Raw genomic sequence first — 19,664 nt, 5'->3', positions numbered from 1 at the left:
CTCCGTTTTTTCTTTATTCAATAATAGATCAGTTATATATTTATGCCATTAAGCGGCTTGTTCGGTGTTTTTGCTATTCGCTGGCTTGCTGCTGGGTAGCGGTTCCACCTTGCGTTGTTTTTCATAGAGAAACTTTAATACCTCTGAGCGCAGCCGGTTATATTCCGGATTGTCTGCCAGAGCTAACCGGCTGCGGGGGCGTGGCAGATTAATAGCCAGTATCTCGCCAATGGTGGCGGCGGGGCCATTGGTCATCATCACAATACGGTCAGATAGCAAAACGGCTTCGTCGACATCGTGAGTAATCATAATAACGGTATTATTTAGCTCCGCCTGAATCTCCATCAAAGAATCCTGCATATGGGCACGGGTCAGGGCATCGAGGGCGCCAAAGGGTTCGTCCATTAGTAATACATCCGGTTGCATTGCCAATGCTCTGGCAATACCTACACGCTGTTTCATACCGCCAGAAATTTCATCGGGGCGTTTATGCATGGCGTGGTCCATATGCACCAGTTTTAAGTTGTGCTCAATCCACTCACGGGTTTGCTGTCGGCTTTTGCTGTTTTTAAATACCTGCTTAACCGCGAGCTCAACATTTTCATAGGCACTTAGCCAGGGTAATAACGAATGGTTTTGAAAAACCACCGCTCGCTCAGGGCCGGGTTCAGAGACTTCTTTACTATTAAGAATTACCCCGCCTTTGGTGGCCTGATATAAACCGGCCACAATATTCAGTACCGTAGATTTACCACAGCCAGAGTGGCCGATCAGGGAAACAAATTCTCCCTTGTTGATTTGTAAGTCCACATCGTCCAGCGCTTTAAAGCAGCCATCAGGCGTAGGGAACTCCATATCAATATGGCTGATATCCAGTAACACACTCATAGTTGTTTCCTTAATAATTAATTAGCGTTGTGCTGATGATTTGTCCCAGGACACCCAGCGCTGTAGTTGCAACATTAATCGGTCCAGTAAAAAACCAATAAAACCAATCGTTATCACCGCCGCCATAATGCGGCTAAGTGATTCGGAACTGCCATTTTGAAATTCATCCCAGACAAATTTTCCCAGCCCCGGATTCTGCGCCAACATTTCAGCGGCAATTAATACCATCCAGGCCACGCTAAGTGATAAGCGCATACCGGTAAAGATCATTGGAATCGCTGCGGGCAGTACAATTTTTTGCACATGTTTTAATGCGGGCAAGCGCAGCACCCGGCTAACATTGACCAGGTCATCATCAATCCCGGCTACGCCGACAGAGGTATTAATGACCATGGGCCAGATACAGCATAAGGTCACCGTAATCATCGAATTTAAAAAAGACTTGGCTACCATTGGCTCAGGGCTTATATATAAAGCACTGACAACCATTGTGACCAATGGCAGCCAAGCCAGTGGAGACACGGGCTTAAAAATTTGAATAATAGGGTTAACGGCCATATTGAGGGTTTTACTTAGGCCAATAGCAATACCCAGAGGGATGGCGATAAACGCCGCCAGTAAAAAACCACTGCTAACCGTTATTAGGCTGGTAACAATCTGGTCAAGAAACGTTTCCTTGCCGGTATAGTTACGGATTTTTGCCTGATAGCCCGGGTCTTTAGCCAGACGCTCAGCATTACGGTTTTCCTGTCGTTGGTAAAACTTATCGGCCTTTTCCCGCTCTGCACTATGTTCGTTATACAACGCGGCAAACTGTGTTGTTACCGCAGCGGGGCCGGGAAATTTACCCAAAGACGTATCAATATTTTGCGCTGCACCGGCCCAGAGTAAAAGAAACAGGCCAATGCCCAATAGTGGTATGCCGATATTTTTCAGCGCACTATTGATCAGCTTGCCATAGTGAAAGCCCGAGCTTTGATTGGGGAGTAATTTACTAAAAACGGTGGCAGAACTATTCATAGTGATTAACTGCTTTTACAGCAGGTCTCCTTGTTTCAGGCCTATGGCAAAGCTATCGATATAGGCATTAGGTTTGCTGCCATCAAATTCAATATTGTCGATAAAATCTTTTTGCGCTGGTTTAAAGCCCGTTTCTTCTGCAAAGTTGGGAAAGTCCGTGGCCTTAACTTTTTTCTCTGCGATCAAAGACTCAGCGGCTTTTTGATAAATGTCGGGGCGATAAACACTTTTTGCCATATCGATATACCAGCTATCGGATTTGTCTTCGGAGATTTGTCCCCAGCGACGCATTTGTGTCAGATACCAAATGGCATCGGAGTAGTAGGGATAGGTGGCGTTGTAACGGAAGAACACATTAAAGTCAGGTATTTCACGTTTGTCGCCTTTTTCATATTCAAAGGTGCCAGTCATGCTATTGGCTATGACGTCATAGTCAGCCCCCACATAATTAGATTGTGAAAGAATTTTTACGGCTGCCGGGCGGTTGGCATTATTATTTTCATCTAGCCATTGTGCTGCGCGAATTAAAGCACGGGTTAGGCGAATGGTTGTATTGGGATATTTTTCGGCAAATTCAGCGGTAATGCCAAAGACTTTTTCCGGATTGTTTTTCCAGATTTCATAATCGGTAATGACGGGTACGCCAATACCTTTAAATACCGCCTGTTGGTTCCAGGGCTCACCCACACAGTAACCATAAATAGTGCCTGCCTCTAAAGTAGCTGGCATTTGTGGTGGTGGGGTGACTGAGAGTAGCGCGTCAGCATCAATTTTTCCTGAGTTGTCACCTTTATGCGGTGCATAATAGCCAGGATGTATACCCCCTGCGGCTAACCAGTAGCGCAGTTCATAGTTATGTGTGGAAACGGGAAAAACCATACCCATATTAAAAGGTTTGCCGTCGGCTTTATATTGTTCAACCACTGGCTTTAAAGCATCGGCTTTGATCGGATGTACCGGCCGGCCATCCGCCATTTTGGGAATATTCGGTTTCATCTGCTCCCAGACGCTATTGGAAACCGTAATACCATTGCCATTTAAGTCCATAGAAAAAGGCGTAATTATATGAGCCTTGGTACCAAAACCCATTGTTGCGGCGATGGGCTGGCCCGCTAGCATATGCGCGCCATCCAAGCGGCCATCAATCACGCCGTCTAATAATACTTTCCAGTTAGCCTGTGCTTCGATGGTGACATATAAACCTTCATCTTCGAAGTAGCCGTTCTCATAAGCAATGGCGATGGGTGCCATATCGGTTAGTTTAATAAAGCCAAAAGTTAGCTCTTCTTTTTCTGGCCAGCCCAGTTCCTCAGCATTGGCGCTGCTATGCAGTGTAAAAAAGCTGCTGGCCGCCACTGTGGCGATAGCGGCCATTGTCCGTGTTATTGTTTTTCTTAACGATTTTTGTTGATTGAATATCATGCTTCACTCCGCTAGTTGGTCGTTCTGCAAGTGATTGGTTTTGCAGAATAGAAATCACTGCTTAGGTGTTAGCAATGCCTGTGCCAGAAAATTACAATCGGCTAAAAACACGGTTCTGCAAATATTTGGTGCATAGAAAACAGCTTTTGCTTCACTGGAGTGCGCTATTTTTTATATGGCTAAAGGGCTGTGCTCTGCAATGATGCCAAAGAGGCAGCGTGCACAATGCTGGTTCGCAGGCATAAAGATTGTTATGGAAGAGGGTGGTGCAGGCTGTTCCCAAAAAAGGGCATAAACCTGAAAATTAAACGATAAATATTCAGGCGCTGATTAATAGACGATAAAGGCTGTCTTCAATGCGCTGCATGCCCTGGCCGACTGCATTCCATTGCGTATTGATAATATCTGTGGACATTTTGAATAGCTGTGAGCTATCGGCTGTGATGTCAGGGCTTTCGAGAATAGAGAGTTTGACGGTTAATAAGAATTTATGCAGCGGCTTTTGATAGTTTTTAATCAAGTCGATATCAGACTTTATAGTAATAATGTCCCCTAGCAGCACTTTGTTTTGCTGCTCTATCTCTTTAATCAAAAAAGATATCTTGGCATGGCTCTCTGTTCCGCAGGCTTTTATCACCGCCACATTTGTACTCAGGCCCCTTAGCATGGCCAGATTTTCTATGCTGTTAGGGAAGGTAATAAAGATCAGTTCAAGCAGGTTTTGATGGCGACTATTGCCCTGAAGCATTAACGGTCTTAGCTGTTCCACCATGCACAGGCGCAATAATTTATTGCATGAGTCCACCAGATGGCTATGAAATTCAAAATTAGGCATTACCTGATCTTGCTGCCAACCCATAGCAATGGTTTTCCAATCATTATTAATGTTGTTGAGTAAGTCTTCAGGGATACAGCGGTAGTAGCTATGATTGAGCTCATTGATTAATTGCAGCGCTGTTTCAATACTGAGCTGAAGTTTTTCAATCTGCGGCAGAAAGTCCTGGGAGCCACTTAAATAGGCCATGCTGGAGCCGCGGTGATGTTGCAGTAGTTGGGTCAGTTGGCACAATAATTTTAACGTGGTTAATCCCTGTTGAAGTTGCTTGAAGGTGGTGCTTAATGCTTCACTTTGGGACGTTTGCGGTTCAATTAAGTGCACGGTTTGCAGCCTTTGCCTGTTTATGGGTTAAAAACGCACAGTGTTGGTGTTAGTTGTGCTTATTACAGGGTGGATTGCAAATACTGCGCCATCACTGCGCTTTTCAGACGCTGGTTTTTTCTTGCAGCCGTTGGCAAATATAGTCCCCGATAGGGATCGCCGAGGTCGCGGCGGGGGAGGGCGCATTACAGACATGCAGGCTGCGGGCAGACTCGGCAAACAGAAAATCCTGTACCAGTGAGCCGTCAGCTAATACCGCCTGAGCGCGTATACCGCTTGGGTAGGGTTCCAGGTCTTGCAGGGTTAATTGCGGGCAGTATTTTTGTATCTGTTTAAGGTAGCCACGTTTATAGAGGCTATTTTTATATTCACTGATACCGGATTGATACTGGGAGCGGCAGAGTTTCCAGAAACCCGGAAACCTCAGCATGTCGATAGCATCCTTCAGCTTAAAATTGATACGGCCATAACCTTCCCGCTTCCACCCTAATACTGCATTGGGTCCCACGCTAATTCCGCCATTGATCATAGGTGTTAGATGCACACCTAAAAACGGCAGTGCCGGATCGGGTATGGGATAAATCAGCCGCTGGATAAGGTCATGGTTTTCTGGCGAGAGCTGATAATATTCGCCCCGAAAAGGCACAATAGAAAAATCGATAGCCAGATTGAGCAATCGGGCCACTCTATCGGCAGCCAGACCTGCGCAAGCAATGACATAGCGGCTGGTGATGGCTCCACGATTGGTGGTAAGGCTAATGTTATCGCGGTTTTCGACCGCAGCCTGCAACTGCGTATTGAGTTGCACATGGCCCCCTTGTTGTTGAAATAAGCGAGCCATAGTTTTTGTGATTTGTGAGTAATCAACAATGCCGCTATCTTCCACCAGTAGCGCACCCAGCCCGGTAATATTCGGTTCCTGTTGTTTTAGCTGTTGCTGGTTTAAGGCGGTCACGCCAATCCCATTTTTCTGGCAGCGTTGTTGCAGGGCTTGCATCCGTTGCAGTTCCAGCGCGTTGCAAGCTACCAGTAATTTGCCCGGTTGCTTGACCGCAATCCCATACTGCCGGCAAAACGCTAAGGTGGCCGCCGCGCCTTTTTTACAGAGCTCTGCTTTCAGGCTGCCCGGTGCATAATAAACACCGGCATGGATCACGCCGCTATTGTGCCCGGTTTGATGCTGTGCGAGTTGGCTTTCTTTATCGATAAGCAGGATGGAAGCATGGGGGAGGCGTTGCTTTAATTGCCATGCCACTGACACACCGACTATACCGCCACCAATAATGGTGTAGTCATAGAGTGTGTTTGGCATAGATAGATACCGAGATATTAGCGATTATTTCTGGCCAGTATATCTGAGAATGCTTAATAGTGTGTGCTTAACTTTGACTCTTGAATGGCCTTCGGTATGATAATCGCGGTTATTATTTATTGCGTTATCAATGGAGCTTTTTTAATGGATTTACTGCTAACAATCCACCGTCGCTGTTATCAGAATATTTGTCAGCGAGTTATCGTTTATTGTGCCTTACTGCTTATGCCAGCCATGGCTGTGGCAGACATTTACCAGTGTGTGGATAGCCATGGCAGGCCGTCCTTTAGTCATACCCCCTGTGCGGTTGAGTCGGTAACCGGTGACTCTGCTGCTCATGTGCTATGGCGCGATATGCAGGTCTTAGTCAATACCGGCAAAGACAATGCAGTAAGTCAGGGGGCCGATATGCAATCGATTATCGACTGTAAAAACCGCGAGCAAGCCTTTGCAAAAACACTGGATGCTATTGATCAGCGTTTAGCACAGCTGTCATCGGTAGAGCATAAATATCTCTTTGCGGCACAAAAGTCTCTGCGTCAGTGTGGCGCTTGTGGGAGCTCGGCCATGACTCACTGTAAAAGGGCTGATAAATCTTTGGAAAAAGAGATGATTGCCCTGATGCCGCAATTGAAAGCCAGTTCGCGATAACGTTTTAGCGGGCAGCAGCCACCAATATACTTTAGCCCTTGGGCATGGTATTTTTTCGGGCCTAAAATAGTTATAAGCATACTTATAATCATAGGCCTTGAAGAAAGGGCCTGGAGATAAACAGTGGTAGCCTCTTCGATTTACCTTCCCAATATTTTACGTATCGGTGCCGGAGCCAGTGGCCAGCTCGCAGAGGTATTGGCCGAACTCGGTGCCAGCCGCCCAATGTTGGTCACAGACCCTTTTATGCAGCAGTGCGGCTATGTGGATCGCATAGTGCAGTGTCTTAAGGATGGGGCTATTGAGCACGGCGTATTTGCCGACTGTGTACCGGACCCAACCACGGATTCCGTCGCCGCTGCCGTGAGGTATTGGCAGCAGGGTGACTTTGATGCTGTTGTGGCACTGGGGGGCGGTAGCTCTATTGATACTGCCAAAGCGGTTGCGGTATTGGCTATTCACGGCGGTGCGATGCGTGACTATAAGGCACCCAACCCGGTACCCGTAGGCGCCCCTATTATTGCTATCCCTACTACCGCGGGTACGGGTTCCGAGGCCACCCGTGTAACGGTTGTTACCGACACCGAGACTCAGGAAAAAATGATGTGCCTGGGCGTTGGCCTAATGCCATCCGCGGCGCTGGTGGATTTCGAATTAACGATGAGTATGCCTTACCGCTTAACCGCCGATACCGGTATTGATAGTCTCTGCCATGCGATGGAGGCTTATGTGAGCCGCAAAGCCAATACCTTTACTGACAGTATTGCCCTGGCCTCTATGTCTGCTATCGCCAGACATATCCGCTCGGCCTGTGATGAGCCCGATAACCGGGCTGCCCGTGAGGCCATGATGCTGGCAGCGACTCAGGGTGGCATGGCTTTTTCCAATGCTTCGGTGACTTTAATTCATGGTATGAGCCGCCCATTGGGTGCTTTTTTCCATGTCCCCCACGGCCTAAGCAATGCGATGCTTATGCCACAGCTAACGGAGTTCTCTCTCCCCGGTGCGACCCAGCGCTATGCCGATTGCGCACGGGCAATGGGGTTGGCTTCGGCGGCCGATAGCGACAAGGCTGCGGGTATTGCTTTATTGGATGGTCTCTACCAATTAAACGCCGATCTCTCTGTCCCATCCCCCCAAGCCTACGGTATTGATAACAGCCGCTATATGAGTGTGATTAGCACCATGGCTCAGCAGGCGCTGGCTTCGGGCTCACCCAATAACAACCCGCTTATTCCAGACCAGCAACAGATAGAGGCGCTCTATAGCAGTGTTTGGCAGTAGGCTGATCAAATAATAACCATGTAATTTTTAAGGGATTGCAGAGGCTTGGCGGATAGGGGTATGATGACCCCAGGCATAAATCAGTCAAAACTGTTTGTTTTTTTAAGCTGCTGATTTAATTAGATTTTCACTACAATAATAACAACACTCACAGTGTGAGCAAGGGCGGAGACTCATGAAAGCGGGTAGAAACCAGCAAGTTATTAGGCGTTTAATCGATGCCGTTAGTGATAATGATAAAGACCGTATTCTGTCTTTTTTCTCCGATGATTCCGTTTATCATCACCCTCAAGGTAGCAAAGCCATTGGCCAGGAAGCGATTTGGCATATTATTGCCGGTGTGGAGGATCAGGTTGAACAGGTGGACTGGCAGTTGGACCATTTGCAGGAAACAGAAGCTGGCAGTGTGCTTACCGAAGGCCGCGTCCGTCATTTAATTAATGGTGACTGGCGTGAGTTTGCTGTGAAGGGCGAGTTTGAAATTCGCGGTAGTAAAGTAACGCAGTGGCATTAGCTAATAACCCATCAATCTAGTGACTGTCGCAGCCAATCAGGCCTTTTTGCCAAAATATCCTATACTGAAAGCGCGGGTTAAATTTCCAATAATAACAAGTAGCTAACTCGCGTTGACCTTAATAAAGGGGAGAGTGAGATGGTTAAAGGCAGAATTTTACCGCAGTTGATAACGTTGGCTATGGGCTTGGTTTTACTGGCGTATTTTTCCCAGCTTTAAAGTGCACTAAAACCCCGGCCTTTGCCCCATACGTTGTTTGGCTCGCTGGCTGATTTGTTGCTGGCGTGGGCTATCGGCATTATGCCATTCTAATATTTCCGCAAGGCTGCGGCCGCAACCCATACAGACTTTAGTGTCATCCAGACAACAGTTCCTGACACAGGGGTTGTTGTCTTGTGTTGTCTCTTCGATTAATACCGCGTTAATGCTCATCGGAGTCCCTCCTAATACAGCGTCTAGAGGGTGAAAGGTGTCCACCGCCTATAAAGTATGCTTTCAGTGTATAACCACTCATGATTTATTGCCTAGCGACTTTTAGGGTGAGTTGTACTATTACCACTCAATTCCACTTATATTGCTTAATCCGTTAAATACTACCAATTTGAAGCGGTCATAGTAGGGTGGATTACAATCCACCAAGCCCAGCCTATACCGGTGGATTATAATCCACCCTACAGGTTAGAAAGAAAGCGTAAACGAGATACCACTATCGTAGGGTGGATTGCAATCCACCAAGCCCAGCCTATACCGGTGGATTATAATCCACCCTACAGATTAGAAAGAAAGCGTAAACGAGATACCACCATCGTAGGGTGGATTACAATCCACCAAGCCCAGCCTATACCGGTGGATTATAATCCACCCTACAGGTTAGAAAGAAAGCGTAAACGAGATACCACTATCGTAGGGTGGATTGCAATCCACCAAGCCTAGCCTATACCGGTGGATTATAATCCACCCTACAGGTTAGAAAGAAAGCGTAAACGAGATACCACTATCGTAGGGTGGATTGCAATCCACCAAGCCTAGCCTATACCGGTGGATTATAATCCACCCTACAGGTTAGAAAGAAAGCGTAAACGAGATACCACCATCGTAGGGTGGATTGCAATCCACCAAGCCTAGCCTATACCGGTGGATTATAATCCACCCTACCGGTTAGAAAGAAAGCGTAAACGAGATACCACCATCGTAGGGTGGATTACAATCCACCAAGCCTAGCCTATACCGGTGGATTATAATCCACCCTACCGGTTAGAAAGAAAGTGTAAACGTGATGCCAGTGATCTGGTGGATTATAATCCACCCTACGGGAGCATCTTGATTTCTCGCTGTGGAAAGGCAATCTCTATATTGGCGTTTTTCAGTGCGGTATAAATAGCGCTATTGGCTTGATAGCGTATTTGGTAGTGGCTAATGGTGGGAGCCCATAAGCGCACCGCGAGGGTGACATTACTATCGGCAAAATTATCGATGCCAATCTCTGGCTGGTTGCGACTGGTGGAAATATCTAGATGTTGCAAGGCTTGTTTTACTGCCGCAATCGCCTGGTCGGGGTCGGCGTGATAACTAATCCCAACCTCCAATTCAATCAGGGTGTCCTCATGGGAGTTATGAATGACCTCACCGATAATATGCTTATTGGGTATGATGATTTCAACGCCATCTTCATTGGTCAGCAGGGTATAGGCGAGCCGAATCTCTTTAACAATACCCGTGACTGCTTGCACTTTGATGGTATCGCCAACTACAAAAGGACGGGTAAGAATAATATTTAAGCCGGCGCCATAATTGGATAGCGGGCTTTGTATTGCCAGACCTGCACCCAGTGAAACCGCACCCAGTGCTGCGACAAATGGCCCGATACTGATACCCAGTTTGCCCATGGCAATAATGGACATAATGGCAATCACCAGCAACTTGGCGGTGTTGGCAAAAAAGCCTGCCAGAGTGGCATCCAATGAATGGCGCTCACACAGGCGCAGCACTAAAGCCGCGATCCTGCCGCCCAGCCAGAAGCCGATTATCAGAATAAGCACAGCGCCGACTAACTGGAAGCTGTAGTTTACAAAAAACTCAACCGCCATATCATAAATGGCGGTAATCTGTCGAAGTTCTTCGTCCATTGGTCTTCTCCACCTATGCGGTTGCATATGATTGTTTTATTATGGCGTAGCTAAAGCTTTACTATAGCTCTTCTGCGGCAGACTTTGCCTGCTGATTAATATAACCGAGAAAAATCTATGTTTACAGGTATTGTTCAAGGCTCCTTTCCCTTATTGAAGGTTGAGCGCAAGCCGGGTTTACACAGCTTCACCATCGAATTGCCCGCGCCGCTTCGGGAAGATTTGGCGATAGGAGCCAGTGTGGCGGTGGATGGTGTCTGCCTCACGGTTACCGCTATTGAGCAGGCCAAAGTGTATTTCGACATTATGCAACAAACCCTGTCGTTAACGACACTGGGTGAATTAAACAGCGGTGATGTGGTGAATATTGAGCGATCGGCAAAGCAGGGTGTTGAGATCGGCGGCCATGTGATATCGGGCCATGTCGACAATACTGCCGAGGTGGTTGCCATTGAGCAGCCAGAAAATAATAGATTTATCACCTACCGGGCCCCGGCTGAAAAAATGAAATATATTTTTGAAAAGGGTTTTGTCGGTTTAAACGGTTGCAGTTTAACCGTGGCAGCAGTGGACCGTGACGAGCATACTCTGACCGTTTGTTATATTCCGGAAACACTGCGTGTAACCACCCATGGCGCCAAGGTTATTGGAGATAAAATTAATTTTGAAATCGACCGTCAGACTCAGGCTATTGTCGATACGGTGGAGAATTTTTTAGTGGCCAACCCTGAGATGACAAATCAGGGGCGTTAGGTCCCGTAGGGTGGATTATAATCCACCCGTTTTGAGTGATCAGGGGCAGGGTTTGGTGGATTATAATCCACCCTACTTTAATCCGATGGCATTTAGTCTGATCGCACAGTAGTATGTCAGCCAATGCATCAATCTATGACAGCAACGCGCCTTTAATGCGCCATTTTGAGAACTGTGGAATTTACTCACTTTGACAAGGAACAAGAGCAGTCTCTGCGTGAACGCCTGGCGCGTTTGCATAGTCACGAGGCGGTGCTTAGCTATCCGCAGTTACAAGGTTTTTTATTTGCCCTGGCTTGCTCTCCGGAAACCATTCGTCCCTCCGAGTGGTTTGATCTGATTTGGTTGAATGATGAGCCTCAGTTCGATAATGAACAGGAGGCCCGCAGTTTCTACCGCCAGGTGGTTGCCCTCTCCGAACATATTGCCGATATGGCCAGACAGCGCCGCTTTTTGCCGTTTAGTGCCCGTTATTCCGAGCTGTGGCAACAGGAGCTGTCTCAGTGGTGCGAAGGTTTGTTGATGGGGCACCATTATTTGGAAGACCTGTGGATGATTGCCATCGATGATTTGAATGACCAAACCGTGATTGAGAATGTCGATACTGCCTTAAGCCTTGCATCCACTTTCGCGGATGTGATCAATGCCCAGCAGCTCAGTTTTGAGGAGGGCATGGAGTTAACCGACGACCACCTGCCAGAGGCTTACGATCTGTTTTGGAAGGTGTTGGGGACTTATGCGTCCGTTGCCAGGCTATGGGCTGAAGGCGCTTGGGACTTTGATGCTGAACAGTTATTTCTTGCGTTGGAGCCGGTGGGGCATGAGGAAGCTTGCCCCTGTGGCAGTGGTGAGGTTTTTTCTAAGTGTTGTTTGCATTGATTTTTTTCTCCGGTTTTGATTGTTGGCGTAGGAGTGAGCGAGGGCTTGGGTTTAAGGGGACGGTTCTGGCATCTCTCAGTCGTCCTCCCTGCATTTTTACGCCCCTTAAACCCAAGCCCTCACTCACTCTTCAAGTTCACGTAGTGGTTTGAGTATTAGAGCTAAATGGATTCGCTAGCCCAAAAAACCAGAAAGAAAGCGTAAACATGATGCCAGAGCTGAGGTGGGTAGGTCTTTCCGGGGCCGTCGGCAGCAGGGATAGCTGCCGAAGAGCGGCCATGGATGGCGAATAGCGTGCCCCGGAAAGACCTACCCACCTCAGCTCGTACCTGCACCATCTACTAACTCCCATCTACTAACCCCACCACAAATTACCCATAATAATGGCGTTTTTCACATTGGGTTTGTCCGCCCAAAAGTGGTATAACAGTAGGCCGTTAACTGAGTGTGCAAGCCTCGCTCTGCCGCTGGGGAACATGGCGATATAAAACCGGAAGTAAAGGACTGATAAAGGTGTATCATGCTTAAAAAGGGTAGTAACTACAAAGAGTTAGCAGAAAGTATTTGCTCGGAAGTGCAATCTTGCCTGCCCACACAGTTTGAGCGCAGCGCGGCTAAAAAGGTGCTGTTGGGCAAAATTGAAAAACTGCTGCTGGCCAGCGATATTAACGATGCCGCCCCCGAGTCCCGCAGCGTGACCATCCTGCTCTCCGATATCCGCGGTTTTACCGCTCTGGCAGAAACCTTCTCTGCCCTGACCGTGATGGAACTACTTAACCGCTATTTCTCCCGTATGACCGAAGTGATTGTGCAGCATGGTGGCACCATCGATAAATTAATGGGCGACTCCATTATGGTGTTATTTGGCGCCCCGCAATCGGGTGTCGATGATGTTGAAAGAGCCATTGCCTGCGCGGTAGAAATGCAGCGAGCCATGTCAGAATTTAATGAGCAGAACCTCGCCCTGGGTCTGCCGGAAATGTTTATGGGCATTGGTATCAATACCGGCCAAGTGATGGCCGGGTCGCTGGGCTCAGACCATCACCGCGAGTACACCGTCATTGGTGACGAAGTGAACCTGACCTCCCGTATTGAAGCCCAGAGCTTGCGCGGCCAAATTCTAATTAGCGAAAATACCTACCGTATGGCCAAGTCTTTTGTGCTGGTTGGTGAGCCCAATAAAGTCAGGGTGAAAGGCAAAAAAGAAGCGGTGCACCTCTATGACCTGATGGGGACGACACGGCCTCGGGCGATGACCGTACCGCGCCGGGAAATCCGAAAAAGCCCAAGGGTGGCGATTCATATGCCCTGTTTTTTCCACCGCCTGGTGGGCAAGCAAGTGGATAGCAAAGAATTTCAGGGTGAGGTGGTTGATCTGGGTTACAACGGCCTGTTGATGGTTAGCCCCATTATGCTGGAGCCCTTCTCAGAGATCAAAATGCAAGTCTCGCTGCAATTGTTAGGCACAGGTACCACCGATATTTATGCCCGGGTGGTTAAAGTTGACCAGGGAGAAAACGGTGTACTCTGCAGTTTGGAGTTTACCTCTATGGATACGGCGGGCCAGCAAACCATCAAACAATTTGTTGATAACCAACTGTACCAATCCTAAGCTGAACCCCAGCCCCTAACAAATACATTACCGTAGGGTGGATTATAATCCACCCAATCCCTGCCTGGGGCTGTTTGAGCGGTGGATTGTAATCCACCCTACGGTAATGTATTTGTTCAGGGTGGTTATGGGCTGGTGGGGAATGAGGTTATTCCATTGTTTTAAATAACCCTCGCCAAAGGTTGTGTTATGGCAGCTAACACGCTACTTTTCGCCCATGGAAAATTCTGAAATCCCATCGCTGGGTAGCCAGCTACTCGCCTTGCGCACCGAACATCGTATGCTTGATGTCGAGATTCTGCGCTTGCAGGAATTTCCCTATATTGATCAGCTACAATTGCAGCGGCTAAAACGCCAAAAACTGCGGCTCAAACAAAATATTGAGCGTATTAAAGCGATGATGATCCCCGACCTTGATGCCTAGGCTTAAAAGTTCTGACCGTTGGGTTATACTCATGCTAATAACAACACCAACAAAGCATATTCGTTATGGGCGTATTTCAGTGTGATGATATCGACCTGGCCGTAGTCCGGGAATTGATCGACGATATTAATAACCATTACCAGATTAGTGAACAGGCGCTGCTGATGCTTGATCGGCAGCCCGATGATACTGAGTTACTGCTTTCCCTGTTTCGTTCCGTCCATACCATCAAGGGTGATTTAAGTATTGTGGGTTTTGCTCCTGCCATGCCCTTAATGAATGCGGTAGAAGATTTATCCAGCCTGCTACGTGAGGGCAGAGTCCACTACACCCCGCTTATCAGCGATTTGGTATTACTGGTACTCGACCGGGTCAGAAGCTTTGTCGATAGCTTTAAAGCCCATGGCTTTGTTGAATACGACCAGCAAGAGGTACAGCAGCTGGGAGATAGCATGGCTGCCATTGCCGCCGATATAAGCCGTGGTGGTTTGCAATCGGGGCAGGAGGCAAAAATTGCCGAGCTTATCCGCAGACTGGACCCCTCTGTGGTGATAGAGGAGCACCAGCCCGGTTATGGTAGCCGTTTGCAGGAGGATGAATTTCTCCGTGAGCTGGGTTTGGACCGGGACCATGATCTCGATTTTTTCCGTGACCTGATGGAGCCGGTAGAAAAACGTTCCCAGTATTGGCAGGGGCGCAGTGACCGTATTTTAAAAATGGCACTGATACTTAATCAGCTTGGTGGCAGCCCAGTGGACGAGCGCCAAATGGCGGCAGCGGTTTACTGCCATGATTTTGGGATGGCGTTTATGCCATTGGACCTGTTGCATAAAGAGGGCACGCTGGAAAATAGCGAAATTTTATTATTGCGCTCCCATGTGCAAAGCAGCGCCCATCTGCTGCAATTTATGGAACAGTGGCAGCCCGCCAAAGAAATTGTTTTGCAGCACCATGAGGCCGCTAATGGTTCCGGCTATCCCTATGGCCTGCGTGAAAAAGAAATTTGCGATGGCGCTAAAATTTTAGCTATCGCCGATACCTTTGATGCACTGACCCATCTGCGCGCTTATTCTGCCCATCAAAAACGGCCGATTATTCGTGCGGTTAAAGAAATTAATGACTGCGCTGGCAAGCAGCTCAGCGCCCATTGGGTCGATATTTTTAATCGGGCCGTACAGCCGGTCTTACTGGCGCACCGAGCCCGCCAACTTTAATGGTTTAATCACACAGTTTTATATTATGCATTTCGATCTTTCTGAACTTTCCCCCAGCCGTGTTTATTACACGATGATCCAAACTCTGGTACCGCGTCCGGTGGCCTGGGTATTATCCGATAATGGCAATGATAGTTTTAATTTAGCGCCATTTTCTTATTTTAATGGCGTGGCCAGCGATCCGCCGCTGATTATGTTGTCTGTGGGAAAAAAGCCTGATGGCAGTTTGAAAGATACGCGCAACAATATTATTGAGCGCAGTGAATTTGTGATTCATATTGCCCATCGGGAAATGGCGCCACAGGTTACAGAAACGTCACGGGTATTAGCCGCCGGAGAATCAGAGCTGGATAGCACCGGTTTGGAGACGGTAGCTTTTGGTGATTTTAGATTGCCGCGCTTAAAAGATTGCCGGGTGGCCTTGGCTTGCGAGCGTTACCGAGTTGAAGATATTACGCCAACACAGGCGATGATTCTGGGTGAGGTGAAAGCGATTTATGTGGATGACGCGGTGATTACGGAAGATGAAAAGGGCCGGGCAAAAATTCACGCGGATAAAATTGATCCGATTACACGCTTGGGCGGTGATGAGTATGGATTATTTGGTGGCATTATTAATGTGCCGCGGCCTAAATAAATCAACCTGCTTATGGCGGTTTAATCAGCTGCGAAAATCGGCAATTTTCATATCACTGATATTATGAATATGCCAGCGCGCTGATTTTTTCTTGGCGATATACATTGCCGCATCGGCTTGCTGCCATAATTGTTCAGAGGAGTTAGCGCTTTCCGGATAGCTGCAAATACCAATGCTACAGCCAATATTAAAATGCTTGCCATGAAGATTGATGGGCTGGGTAATACGGTCGTAGATGGATTCGGTTAATTTATTTACAGAAATATCTTTGACCAGGTTCGGTAGCACCACAGCAAATTCATCACCGCCCAAACGGGCAACGGTATCACACTCACGGGTGGTCGCTTTTAATCGTGCAGCAACAATTTTTAAAACCCGGTCACCCATGTCATGCCCCCATTCATCATTAATGGGTTTAAATTTATCCAAGTCTAAATACAGCAATAATACCTTAGAGTCATTGCTCTCACTTTGATCAATTGCGGCTTTTAGACGCTCTTCAAATAAGCTGCGGTTAGCCAGTTTGGTGAGACCGTCGTGGGTGGCCATATAGCGCAGTTTTTCCTGTTCATTATTGCGCTGGAATTCCAATTGGTCGCGACTTAGTTCAATTAACAAAATTAAACTGACGATAGCGCAGAAGGCTAAAAACCAATTAAAAATCGCACCAGCCGTAGCAGCTTCCGGTGGTTGAATATTCGGAAAATCCACCCCGGAGACAAACAAATAATATAAAAAGCTTTGTGTTAACAGGACGATGGCTGACCAAATAAGACCGCCGCGAATACCCAGCAAGAATAATGAGAGCGCAGCTTGCATAACCATTAATTGATTATTAGACGCTAGCACCGGTCCGCCGCTGGTACAGATGCCAATCACAATAGCGGCAAAGGTGATTAATAACGTGACATGCTGGCAAAGGCTTAGCCAGCCGGTTCGCCGCAGTGTGAAGGGCACCAGACCGTTAACGATAAATCCGGGAACAATTAACGACCAGATAAACAGATTGCCCATATCCCCCAATGAATCAGCGGCATAGATAAATAGCACGCCAATGATCATCAGCAAGGCAATAAATAAATTGGCCCCGACTAGTGCCCGAGCGCGGGACAATTGCAATGAATCCCCCTCAAATGGAGGCAGGGCAAAATAGTCCAGCGGTAAAAAAAGAACTGAATTTTTGATACTCATAGCGGCGTATAGACTTTATTTTTAGTTAGCGAATCCCTTAGCTATCAACTGACCTGGAGTTAAAACATCCGTACTTCCAGTGATGCGGCTAAATAAGTGCCGCTAATACTAGCAGTGAATCCGGCGTTTTGCCTATTGATTGGCTAAAAAGAGCACAATTGCTACGGTGTTGGTATGTTTTTATCGAATAGTTCACGTATTGGCTGTAGATTCAGCGTTGAGCATCTCACCAATGGCAAAGGTTTCAATCAATGCGGCGCCTTCGCTTAACAATTGCTGAGCGAGTTCTGGTCTGTCGACTTCATAGAAAGCCGAGGGGTAGGGCAGGTCGGCGGGGGTGCTATCTTCAGGGATTAAATGAATATCACAGAAAATCAGTGGAGGGTTGAGTATTTGAACTTCCTCGGAAAATGCCTGCTGCCAGCTTGATAATACGGGCACCACTCGATGCCCGCCTCGCTGTTGAAAAAGCTGCAACAGCTCAAGCGAAAAACTGATCACGGCATAGGGGTTGGCGCAGTGCTGAATCAGGGGGTGAATAGCTTCAAAAATACAATCGGCGCCAAAGGTTTTGGCCGACTCGACTTTGAGTTCAATATAGAGCGTTGTCTCCGGGTAGTCTGCCAGCAGTGTCAGGCACTCGGCGAGGGTAGACAGCGGCGTGCCCAAAAACTGGTCACCGAGGCGCTGGGGTTCATAGGCGGAGTGTTCGGCCAGGTCAGTATAAAGGCAGTGATTAATATTGAGTGGGCTGGCGCTAAGTCGTTCAAGGGTTTGGTCATGGCAGAGTACGGGCACAGCGTCTGCGGTCAGTTGTATATCAATTTCTATATGCCTGGCCCCAAGCAGCAAAGCTTGCTCTATGCCTAACAAGGTGTTTTCAGGGTAGCGCCGTTGCCAGCCGCGATGGGCGATCAGGAGGTCATGCATGTTCAGTTTTCCGCTGTATCCGGGTGCACTGTCATTCTAGAGCATAGATGATAAACTGCGAAAAAATATCATCAAACACGGCCGGTCCCCACCCTATGAGTCAAGCCCCGATAAAATATTGCCCCCAATGTGGCTCCTTTACCATTAACCAGCCTTTAGATGGGTTGGAGCGTATCCAGTGTGGTGTTGGCTGTGGCTATGTGCATTGGGATAACCCCACTCCGGTGGTTGCCGCTATTGTTGAATATAACGGGCAGGTACTACTGGCTAGAAATGCACAGTGGCCCGAAGGCTGGTTTGCCCTGATTACCGGCTTTCTGGAAAAAGGGGAGTCACCAGAGCAATCGGTCATCAGGGAGGTAAAAGAAGAATTAAATCTGGAGGGGGTGATTACGGAGTTTGTCGGCAACTATTCTTTTTATCAGGCCAACCAGTTACTGATTGTTTTTCATGTGACCGCTACGGGCAGCATAAAACTTAATGAAGAATTGGTAGAGTATAAGCTGCAAAACAAAGAAGATGTGGTGCCCTGGGATATGGGCACCGGGCCAGCGATCAAAGATTGGCTGGCCGCGCAGTTACAGTAAAACGCGATTAATTGAACAAATCCCTGCGGTCGGGAATGGTTGCGCTAAGCACCACTTTTTTACCACCACGCATCACAGTTACCGTCATTTCGCCGCCGGGGGGGATGGAGTGAATATAGTCAAACAGGCGATTGCGCCCGGCGCGATTAATATAAATCGTATCACCGCCTATTTCGACCAGAACATCGCCACCGAGTAAAACGGTGTTGTCCTTGATTTTAACGGGCAGTGTTCCTTCCCTAAGTCCCAGAGCATCACCGATAGACCCCTTGGCCACCCGTTGTACCAATAAGCCTTCTTTGTAGGGGATATTTAATGCCTGGGTGAGTTTTTCTGTTAATGCAATAAATTGGGCGCCAAACCAAAAGGGGCCTTCATCCAGCATCAGGCTTTTGGCCATATTAATACTGGCGGCAAAGCCAAGGCCTTCGTTGCCGCCGCTTTGGGTGCGAATATGGCTCACAATACCAATCAGTCGACCCTCTTTATTAAATAAGGGGCCGCCGGAATTACCTTGGTTAACAGCGGCGTCGGTTTGCAAAAACTCCAGATCCATTAAGCTCTCTTCACCATCAGTAATGCGGCGGCCGCTTAAATAGCCGACGGTTAAGGTGTGCTCAAGGCCGTAGGGCGAGCCAATAACAAAAACCTGCTCCCCCGTTTTAACCTGATCAGAATCCCAGGGTTTAACAAATACCAAATCATCCGGTGGCTCATTAATTTGTATCAGTGCGACATCAGCCATAGTGGATGCAGAAATAATGGTGGCAGAAAATTCTCTGCCATCCGCCAGGCTGATTTTGACCTGATCGGCATTTTCCACCACATGAGCGGCAGTCATCACTAAACCGCTTTTATCAATAATAATGCCCGAGCCCAGACCGCCGGTATTAATTTTTTTTACACCCTGTTTGGATTCCAGAGTGACCGACTCCTTGGTTTGGATAACAACAACCGCAGGGTCAACCCGCTTAAAAATAGTGCTAAGGTCGGCGGCAGCGGTGCAGCCACTCATAACGAAGGTGATAAAAAGTAGAGCGAGATGTTTCATAGTAGACCTA

The 19,664-nt window shown here is 47.8% G+C and carries 21 protein-coding genes; 10 read left to right on the top strand and 11 right to left on the bottom strand.

Annotated features, from left to right (window positions below; all coding sequences use genetic code 11):
* Positions 1 to 48: 48 nt before the first annotated feature.
* The 5 genes from BST96_RS06240 to lhgO form a co-directional block, all read right to left on the bottom strand.
* The gene (locus BST96_RS06240; RefSeq protein ID WP_085757867.1) at positions 49 to 888 is read right to left on the bottom strand and encodes an ABC transporter ATP-binding protein; all 840 of its coding nucleotides are present in this window, start codon (positions 886 to 888) and stop codon (positions 49 to 51) included.
* A 21-nt stretch (positions 889 to 909) separates the two neighbouring features.
* Positions 910 to 1,908: an ABC transporter permease gene (locus BST96_RS06235; protein ID WP_085757866.1), complete on the bottom strand. Its 999-nt coding sequence runs from the start codon at positions 1,906 to 1,908 to the stop codon at positions 910 to 912.
* A gap of 15 nt (positions 1,909 to 1,923) precedes the next feature.
* On the bottom strand, positions 1,924 to 3,282 hold the full coding sequence (locus BST96_RS06230) for a CmpA/NrtA family ABC transporter substrate-binding protein (protein WP_206045449.1): 1,359 nt from the start codon (positions 3,280 to 3,282) through the stop codon (positions 1,924 to 1,926).
* A gap of 367 nt (positions 3,283 to 3,649) precedes the next feature.
* Positions 3,650 to 4,489 (bottom strand): hypothetical protein, encoded by an 840-nt coding sequence (locus BST96_RS06225; protein ID WP_085757864.1) that lies wholly within the window; start codon positions 4,487 to 4,489, stop codon positions 3,650 to 3,652.
* A gap of 103 nt (positions 4,490 to 4,592) precedes the next feature.
* Positions 4,593 to 5,801, bottom strand: coding sequence for an L-2-hydroxyglutarate oxidase (gene lhgO, locus BST96_RS06220; RefSeq protein ID WP_085757863.1), 1,209 nt, complete (start codon positions 5,799 to 5,801; stop codon positions 4,593 to 4,595).
* Positions 5,802 to 5,945: 144 nt separating this feature from the next.
* Here lhgO and BST96_RS06215 point away from each other — a divergent pair, with 144 nt between their 5' ends.
* The 3 genes from BST96_RS06215 to BST96_RS06205 all read left to right on the top strand — a co-directional run bounded on the left by BST96_RS06215 (position 5,946) and on the right by BST96_RS06205 (position 8,250).
* Complete coding sequence (locus BST96_RS06215; protein WP_169713925.1) at positions 5,946 to 6,452, top strand: DUF4124 domain-containing protein; 507 nt, start codon at positions 5,946 to 5,948, stop codon at positions 6,450 to 6,452.
* Positions 6,453 to 6,575: 123 nt separating this feature from the next.
* Positions 6,576 to 7,736 (top strand): iron-containing alcohol dehydrogenase, encoded by a 1,161-nt coding sequence (locus tag BST96_RS06210; protein ID WP_085757861.1) that lies wholly within the window; start codon positions 6,576 to 6,578, stop codon positions 7,734 to 7,736.
* A gap of 175 nt (positions 7,737 to 7,911) precedes the next feature.
* Positions 7,912 to 8,250, top strand: coding sequence for a nuclear transport factor 2 family protein (locus BST96_RS06205; protein ID WP_085757860.1), 339 nt, complete (start codon positions 7,912 to 7,914; stop codon positions 8,248 to 8,250).
* A 225-nt stretch (positions 8,251 to 8,475) separates the two neighbouring features.
* Here BST96_RS06205 and BST96_RS06200 read toward each other — a convergent pair whose 3' ends face one another.
* Together BST96_RS06200 and BST96_RS06195 are read right to left on the bottom strand one after the other, a co-directional pair.
* Complete coding sequence (locus tag BST96_RS06200; protein WP_085757859.1) at positions 8,476 to 8,682, bottom strand: DUF1289 domain-containing protein; 207 nt, start codon at positions 8,680 to 8,682, stop codon at positions 8,476 to 8,478.
* 875 nt (positions 8,683 to 9,557) lie between these two features.
* Positions 9,558 to 10,376 carry a mechanosensitive ion channel family protein gene (locus BST96_RS06195; RefSeq protein ID WP_157117876.1) on the bottom strand — a complete coding sequence of 273 codons (819 nt, stop codon included), beginning with the start codon at positions 10,374 to 10,376 and terminating at the stop codon, positions 9,558 to 9,560.
* A 117-nt stretch (positions 10,377 to 10,493) separates the two neighbouring features.
* On the opposite strand from BST96_RS06195, the gene BST96_RS06190 reads away from it, so the two are divergent.
* Both BST96_RS06190 and BST96_RS06185 read left to right on the top strand, forming a co-directional pair.
* Positions 10,494 to 11,129: a riboflavin synthase subunit alpha gene (locus tag BST96_RS06190; protein WP_085757857.1), complete on the top strand. Its 636-nt coding sequence runs from the start codon at positions 10,494 to 10,496 to the stop codon at positions 11,127 to 11,129.
* Between the two features lie 174 nt (positions 11,130 to 11,303).
* Positions 11,304 to 12,008 (top strand): UPF0149 family protein, encoded by a 705-nt coding sequence (locus BST96_RS06185; RefSeq protein ID WP_240554932.1) that lies wholly within the window; start codon positions 11,304 to 11,306, stop codon positions 12,006 to 12,008.
* Positions 12,009 to 12,169: 161 nt separating this feature from the next.
* On the opposite strand, the gene BST96_RS20370 is transcribed toward BST96_RS06185, so the two are convergent.
* A complete protein-coding gene (locus BST96_RS20370) occupies positions 12,170 to 12,346 on the bottom strand; it encodes a hypothetical protein (RefSeq protein WP_157117874.1) in 177 nt (58 codons plus the stop codon).
* Positions 12,347 to 12,528: 182 nt separating this feature from the next.
* Here BST96_RS20370 and BST96_RS06180 point away from each other — a divergent pair, with 182 nt between their 5' ends.
* The 4 genes from BST96_RS06180 to BST96_RS06165 all read left to right on the top strand — a co-directional run bounded on the left by BST96_RS06180 (position 12,529) and on the right by BST96_RS06165 (position 15,895).
* The gene (locus BST96_RS06180; protein WP_085757855.1) at positions 12,529 to 13,620 is read left to right on the top strand and encodes an adenylate/guanylate cyclase domain-containing protein; all 1,092 of its coding nucleotides are present in this window, start codon (positions 12,529 to 12,531) and stop codon (positions 13,618 to 13,620) included.
* Positions 13,621 to 13,837: 217 nt separating this feature from the next.
* Complete coding sequence (locus BST96_RS06175; protein ID WP_085757854.1) at positions 13,838 to 14,044, top strand: YdcH family protein; 207 nt, start codon at positions 13,838 to 13,840, stop codon at positions 14,042 to 14,044.
* A gap of 65 nt (positions 14,045 to 14,109) precedes the next feature.
* On the top strand, positions 14,110 to 15,258 hold the full coding sequence (locus BST96_RS06170) for an HD-GYP domain-containing protein (protein WP_085757853.1): 1,149 nt from the start codon (positions 14,110 to 14,112) through the stop codon (positions 15,256 to 15,258).
* Positions 15,259 to 15,283: 25 nt separating this feature from the next.
* On the top strand, positions 15,284 to 15,895 hold the full coding sequence (locus BST96_RS06165; RefSeq protein WP_085757852.1) for a flavin reductase family protein: 612 nt from the start codon (positions 15,284 to 15,286) through the stop codon (positions 15,893 to 15,895).
* 24 nt (positions 15,896 to 15,919) lie between these two features.
* Here BST96_RS06165 and BST96_RS06160 read toward each other — a convergent pair whose 3' ends face one another.
* Both BST96_RS06160 and BST96_RS06155 read right to left on the bottom strand, forming a co-directional pair.
* On the bottom strand, positions 15,920 to 17,086 hold the full coding sequence (locus tag BST96_RS06160; RefSeq protein WP_085757851.1) for a GGDEF domain-containing protein: 1,167 nt from the start codon (positions 17,084 to 17,086) through the stop codon (positions 15,920 to 15,922).
* Between the two features lie 192 nt (positions 17,087 to 17,278).
* Positions 17,279 to 18,016, bottom strand: a complete 738-nt coding sequence (locus BST96_RS06155) for a glycerophosphodiester phosphodiesterase family protein (RefSeq protein ID WP_085757850.1) — start codon at positions 18,014 to 18,016, stop codon at positions 17,279 to 17,281.
* Between the two features lie 95 nt (positions 18,017 to 18,111).
* On the opposite strand from BST96_RS06155, the gene BST96_RS06150 reads away from it, so the two are divergent.
* Positions 18,112 to 18,603 (top strand): NUDIX domain-containing protein, encoded by a 492-nt coding sequence (locus BST96_RS06150; protein WP_085757849.1) that lies wholly within the window; start codon positions 18,112 to 18,114, stop codon positions 18,601 to 18,603.
* 7 nt (positions 18,604 to 18,610) lie between these two features.
* Here the strand turns inward: BST96_RS06150 and BST96_RS06145 are convergent, their stop codons facing one another.
* Positions 18,611 to 19,654, bottom strand: a complete 1,044-nt coding sequence (locus tag BST96_RS06145; protein ID WP_085757848.1) for a S1C family serine protease — start codon at positions 19,652 to 19,654, stop codon at positions 18,611 to 18,613.
* Positions 19,655 to 19,664: the final 10 nt, after the last annotated feature.

The sequence above is a fragment of the Oceanicoccus sagamiensis genome (genome assembly GCF_002117105.1).
Lineage (GTDB): Bacteria > Pseudomonadota > Gammaproteobacteria > Pseudomonadales > Dasaniaceae > Oceanicoccus > Oceanicoccus sagamiensis.
This window is presented reverse-complemented; position numbering and strand designations above follow the sequence as displayed.